This window comes from Arthrobacter sp. P1_A5, assembly GCF_056406825.1.
Genome location: NZ_JBFTZL010000214.1, coordinates 1 through 5,555, shown reverse-complemented (window position 1 = coordinate 5,555; position 5,555 = coordinate 1). Strand labels below are relative to the sequence as shown.

4 protein-coding genes and 1 pseudogene are annotated in these 5,555 nt (G+C 67.4%); 1 reads left to right on the top strand and 4 read right to left on the bottom strand.

Going from position 1 to position 5,555, the window contains the following annotated elements; genetic code table 11:
* Positions 1–36: 36 nt before the first annotated feature.
* Positions 37–1,035 (bottom strand): trypsin-like serine peptidase, encoded by a 999-nt coding sequence (locus AC1D1S_RS18790; protein WP_243180238.1) that lies wholly within the window; start codon positions 1,033–1,035, stop codon positions 37–39.
* Positions 1,036–1,279: 244 nt separating this feature from the next.
* On the opposite strand from AC1D1S_RS18790, the gene AC1D1S_RS18785 reads away from it, so the two are divergent.
* Entirely contained in the window at positions 1,280–3,502 is a 2,223-nt protein-coding gene (locus AC1D1S_RS18785; protein ID WP_028277311.1) for an NADP-dependent isocitrate dehydrogenase, read from the top strand.
* Positions 3,503–3,633: 131 nt separating this feature from the next.
* On the opposite strand, the gene AC1D1S_RS18780 is transcribed toward AC1D1S_RS18785, so the two are convergent.
* From AC1D1S_RS18780 to AC1D1S_RS18770, 3 genes and pseudogenes are all read right to left on the bottom strand, one after another.
* Positions 3,634–4,218 (bottom strand): SRPBCC family protein, encoded by a 585-nt coding sequence (locus tag AC1D1S_RS18780; protein ID WP_476995175.1) that lies wholly within the window; start codon positions 4,216–4,218, stop codon positions 3,634–3,636.
* Positions 4,219–4,436: 218 nt separating this feature from the next.
* Positions 4,437–4,982, bottom strand: coding sequence for a mucin-associated surface protein (locus AC1D1S_RS18775; protein WP_476995174.1), 546 nt, complete (start codon positions 4,980–4,982; stop codon positions 4,437–4,439).
* Positions 4,979–5,555 (bottom strand): annotated as a pseudogene (locus tag AC1D1S_RS18770) (serine/threonine protein kinase); the annotation flags it as partial. The pseudogene AC1D1S_RS18770 and the gene AC1D1S_RS18775, both read right to left, overlap by 4 nt.

The following is a 5,555-nucleotide window of genomic DNA, read 5'->3' as shown; positions in this document are numbered from 1 at the left end:
GCCCGGCCCCGCGCGAACGGTGCCCGTGCCCTCAGGTCAGGAAGCGGCCGCCGTGGTGTAGGCCTGCTGGATCACGCTGCCCCAGTACGGGCCGTACATCGTGGTGGACTTGCTGCCGTAGCCGTAGCTGTTGATGGAGTTCTGGTAGCCGGCGGCGCTGGTGCCGATGAACCACGGACCGCCTGAGGAACCGCCGGTCATGTTGCAGGGGATCCCCTGGGTGTTGAACTGCGGGTTGTAGGGATCGTTCGTGGCGGTGCCGGAGCAGCTCTTGAGGGATTCACCGTTGAAGGGCGCTGCGGCGGGGTAGCCGAATGACTTGTAGCTCAGGCCGCGGGCGGCGTTGAACTGCAGCCCCGAGCCGCCGACGACGTCGCTCAGGTACTGGCCGTTGAGCGTGGACATGACGGCGAAGCCAGTGTCGTAGGTCATGTCACCCGAGGAGCTCCACTGGGTGGGGGCGTAGAGGGCCTTGGCCGTCCACTTGCCGTAGGGGGCCGCGCCGTTCAGGTACGCCGGGACGAACGTGAACTTGGTGGCGAAGGCGCCCGGGCCCTCATTCACGCAGTGTCCGGCCGTGGAGACCGTGCTCTTGTTGCCGGAGGAGACCGAGTTGCCGGAGCAGACGTAGTTCGTCCCGCCGAGGGTGAAGAAGACCTTGCCGATGTGCGGGACGGGGGTTTCGCTCGCATTGGTCTTGGTCTGGAGCGTCTGGGATTGCAGCTTGGGAGCCGCGGCCTCGACCTTGCTCGGCGCGCCCGTTTCCGCCGGGCCCCTGGCCGCAGTGGCCTTGCCGTTGCGCTTCATGGCCCTGTCGGCCAGGACGTCGCCGGGGACGGCGCTGCGCATGCGTTCCGCGGTCCAGTACTCGGCCGCGCCCGTCTCGGTGACGGTGTGGCTGGCGACATCGGAGGTGGAAACCGGTGCCTTGGCCGGTGCGGGGGAGGCCGTGGCCGCCCCCGCGGCACTCAGGGCCAGCAGCGCGGCGGCCGAAAGAGTCAGCAGGCTGGTGGCCAGAGTCTTGGGTGTTCTCATGGGTGTCCTAACCGGTGGAAAGCGGGGCGGCCGCTGTTGGCGGCCGCTGGATGGACTGAAACTACGGCAATTTGACTAATCTGTAAAGTAGCTTGTCAATTTTTGTTATGCCGTGTCGGGACGTCACTCATCCGTCCGCGCACGACGCCGGTAGGCGTCAACGGGGGCACCTCGGGTAAGTTAGGGGTGTTGAGATAACACAAGATTCCGGAAATACCCAGACCTTCAGGGAGACGCCCGCGCAATGGCAAAGATTATCTATACCCACACCGACGAAGCGCCGATGCTGGCCACCTATTCGTTCTTGCCGATCATTGAGGCGTTCGCCTCGACGGCCGGTGTGGAAGTGGAGACCCGCGACATCTCGCTGGCCGGCCGCATCATCGCCGTGTTCGGCGACTACCTCACCGAAGAGCAGCGCGTCAGCGACGCCCTGGCCGAGCTTGGTGCCCTCGCCAAGACGCCCGAAGCCAACATCATCAAGCTGCCCAACATCAGCGCCTCCGTGCCCCAGCTGAAGGCCGCCATCGCCGAACTCCAGGGCCACGGCTACGCGCTGCCGGACTACCCGGACAACCCCTCCTCGGACGAGGAAACGGACATCCGGTCCCGCTACGACAAGATCAAGGGCTCCGCTGTGAACCCGGTCCTGCGCGAAGGCAACTCGGACCGCCGCGCCCCGCTCTCGGTCAAGAACTACGCCCGCCAGAACCCGCACAGCATGGGCGCCTGGACGCCGGAGTCCAAGACCAACGTGGCCCACATGGACGCCGACGACTTCCGCTCGAACGAGCTGTCCGTGGTGATCGAGGCCGACACCAACATCAAGATCCAGCTCGTCAAGGAAGACGGCACCGTCAAGGTCCTCAAGCGTGCCTTCCCGGTCCTGGCCGGCGAGGTCATCGACGGCACCGTGATGCGTGCCGCGGCCCTGGATGAGTTCCTCGCAGCCCAGGTTGTCCGGGCCAAGAACGAGGGCGTGCTGTTCTCAGCCCACCTCAAGGCCACCATGATGAAGGTCTCGGACCCCATCATCTTCGGGCACGTCGTCAAGGCCTACTTCGCGGACCTCTTCGCCACCTACGGTGAGCAGATCGCCGCCGCCGGCCTGAGCCCCAACAACGGCCTTGCCTCCATCCTCAACGGCCTCGAGGACCTGCCGGAGGAGATCCGCGGCGACGTCCAGGCAGCCATCGAAAAGGGCCTCAACGAGGGCCCCGAACTCGCGATGGTCGATTCCGACAAGGGCATCACCAACCTGCACGTGCCCTCCGACGTCATTGTCGACGCCTCGATGCCGGCCATGATCCGCAGCTCGGGCCACATGTGGGGCCGCGACGGCCAGGAAGCCGATACGCTCGCCGTCCTCCCGGACAGCAGCTACGCCGGCATCTACCAGGTCGTGGTTGATGACTGCCGCGCCCACGGGGCCTTTGATCCCACCACCATGGGCACCGTCCCGAACGTCGGCCTCATGGCCCAGGCCGCCGAGGAATACGGCAGCCACGACAAGACGTTCGAGATCCAGTCCGCCGGCACCGTCCAGATCGTTGACGACGCCGGGACCGTGCTGATCGAGCACAAGGTCGCCCCGGGCGACATCTGGCGCGCCTGCCAGACGAAGGACGTGCCGATCCGCGACTGGGTGAAGCTGGCCGTCACCCGCGCCCGCGCCTCCGCCACGCCCGCCGTCTTCTGGCTGGACAAGGGCCGCGCGCACGACGCCCGGATGATCGCCAAGGTGGAGGAATACCTCAAGGACCACGACACCGAGGGCCTGGAAATCGCCATCATGTCCCCGGATGAGGCCACGGCCTTCACGGTGGAACGCCTCCGCAAGGGCGAGGACACCATCTCGGTGACCGGCAACGTGCTCCGCGACTACCTCACCGACCTCTTCCCGATCCTGGAACTGGGCACCAGCGCCAAGATGCTTTCCGTGGTGCCACTGATCAACGGTGGGGGCCTGTTCGAGACCGGCGCCGGCGGATCCGCCCCGAAGCACGTCCAGCAGTTGCTGAAGGAAAACCACCTGCGCTGGGACAGCCTGGGTGAATTCCTCGCACTGGCCGTCAGCTTCGAGCACCTCGCCACCAGCACCGGCAACGCCCGCGCCCAGGTCCTGGCCGACACCCTGGACCGCGCCACAGGCACGTTCCTGCTGGAGGACAAGTCCCCGAAGCGCAAGGCCGGCGAGTTGGACAACCGCGGCAGCCACTTCTACCTGGCCAAGTTCTGGGCCCAGGAACTGGCCAGCCAGAACGACGACGCCGAGCTCGCCGCGGCCTTCGCCGCCGTTTCTGACGCGCTGAACTCCAATGAGGACACCATCACCGGCGAACTCCTGGCCGTCCAGGGTTCCCCGGTGGACCTTGGCGGGTACTACCGGCCGGATGCGGCCAAGGTCGCAGCGGTCATGCGCCCCTCGGCGAAGTTCAGCGAAGTGCTTGCGACGCTGACCAAGTAGTCCCAGCCTCAACGCTCCGGCAGCGCGGCAGGTCGCCACGCAGAACGCCCCGCCTCCCGAAAGGGAGGCGGGGCGTTCCGCTGTCAGTCCGGCGGAGTAAACAAACCAGCCAGATCAGTGCGAACGTCCGGTCAGCGCGGCTGGTCGTGGCCGAGAGGCGGCTCGGGGGCGAGGTCGGGATCGGCGTCCACGCGCTCGAAGGCAGGTTCCGCGCCATATCCCACTTCTTCTTGGAGCGGCACGGCGGTGGTGGCGCCCGGGGCGACTCCGTCCACGCGTCCGCGCCATCCGCCCGTCTCGGCCCCGCGTTCTTCGATAAACTGCTTGAATTTCTTCAGGTCGGCGGCAACCTGACGGGAGTCAAGGCCGATGGCCGCGCCAATCTTTTCCGCCGCCGAGTCCGGCTCCCAGGTCAGCTCGACGTTCACCTTCGTTGCGGCCTCGCCGAGATCATCGAACCAGACGGTACCGGCGTTCCGTGGTTCATCAAGGCTCTCCCACGACACGCGCTGGTCCGGTTCCTGCGCGGTGATCCGCGCATCGTACTCACGCCGGACTCCACCGATGCTGGTCTTGAAATGCACAGTGGTGTCGTCCAGCTGATTAACCGATTCCACGCCGCTCATGAAGTGCGGAAATTCCTCGAATTGCGTCCACTGGTTGTAGGCCTGGCTTAGCGGAACATTGACTTCGATGGATTCCTGAACTGTTGCCATGCAGGCGTCACTCCTTCGATTGGCGGACCGCAGTCCGCGATTCTTGTCGTTGACCGGCATAAAGCCGTTCCTCCACGCTACCGGGCTTCCGCTGAAATGGTAAGCAGGCTGACGATAGTGATGGCGGAGGCGCCACGTTCTGTCTGCGGCTGGCTCGGCGCGCGTTGCGGCCTCATGCGGTGCGGAATCCGGCGCGGCAGCAGGGTAATCGGCGCGCCTTAGCCCTTACCCTTCCCTTTGTCCTTCGACTTCCCCTTTCCGGCCGGGGCCGGGGCCGGGGCCGGGGCGAGGGCCGGGGCCGGGGCGGTCCGCGCGGCAGCGACCTGGGCTGCTGCCTGGGCCGCGGCAGCCTGTTCAGCCGCTGCTTTGTCGGCTRCCGCCTTGTCAGCCGCTGCTTTTTCTGCAGCCTTCCGGGCCACCTCGGCCGCCTGCTGCGCGGTAAGGTCCGCCCGGACGGCGTCAATCGATGACTTGATGCTCTGGTGGCGTCTGAAGGACACCTCGCCGCTCGCGGCGACGGCATCCAGCCGGGTCAGCAGCTCGTCAAGGTGCTTCAGGGAACCCTCCGGGTCGTGGGCGGCTGCAGCCTCGCTGACAGCCAAGACTTCGGATTGAAGTTGCCGGGCCGCGCCGCTGCCCAGTTCGGGGGCGGGGGAGCCGCAGCCGGCCAAAACCCCGGCGGCCAGCAGCCCGGCGAGGAGGCTTGCGGACACCCGATACCTCACCCGGCCGCGGTCTCGCCCGGCCGTTCGCGAATCGCTCATGGTTCCACGCCCTTCTGCAGTTCCCTCAGGTGATCGCCGAGCGGTCCCGTGACGGTGGGGTAGGGGACGACGTCGGGCGCCGCGGGGGCGGACAGAGCCACCGCGATCGTCGCCACGACGGCAAGGACTGCCAGCACCGCGAGCAGCAGGGCGACGCGGGTGCGGGGCCTGGTCCGGAGGAACCATGCGGCCCCACGCGACAGGGAGCGGCGGCGGCGCGGCCGCAGCGGCAGGGCATCCGGGTCCAGCAAGTTCAGGGGTCGGGTTCCCGCAGCTGCAGCCGCTGTGGCTCCGGGCCGGGGAGGGCGGGGCCGCCTTGCCGGCGGGGCCGGGAGGACCCGGGTGGGTTCCGTTGTGACGGGCCCCGGCAGCGATCCGGGGGAAACGAGGGCAACGCGGAAGGCTGCCTCGAGTTCGGCGGCCGCGGGGCGGTCCAACGGGTCCAGGACGGTCATGGCCTGGATAAGCCGGGCCCACTCCTCAGGCACGGTGTCCGGGATGACGGGGGCGCGGTGCAGGCGGGCCACCGCGGATTCGACGGCGCTGCCCGGGTACTCTACCTCGCCCTTGAGG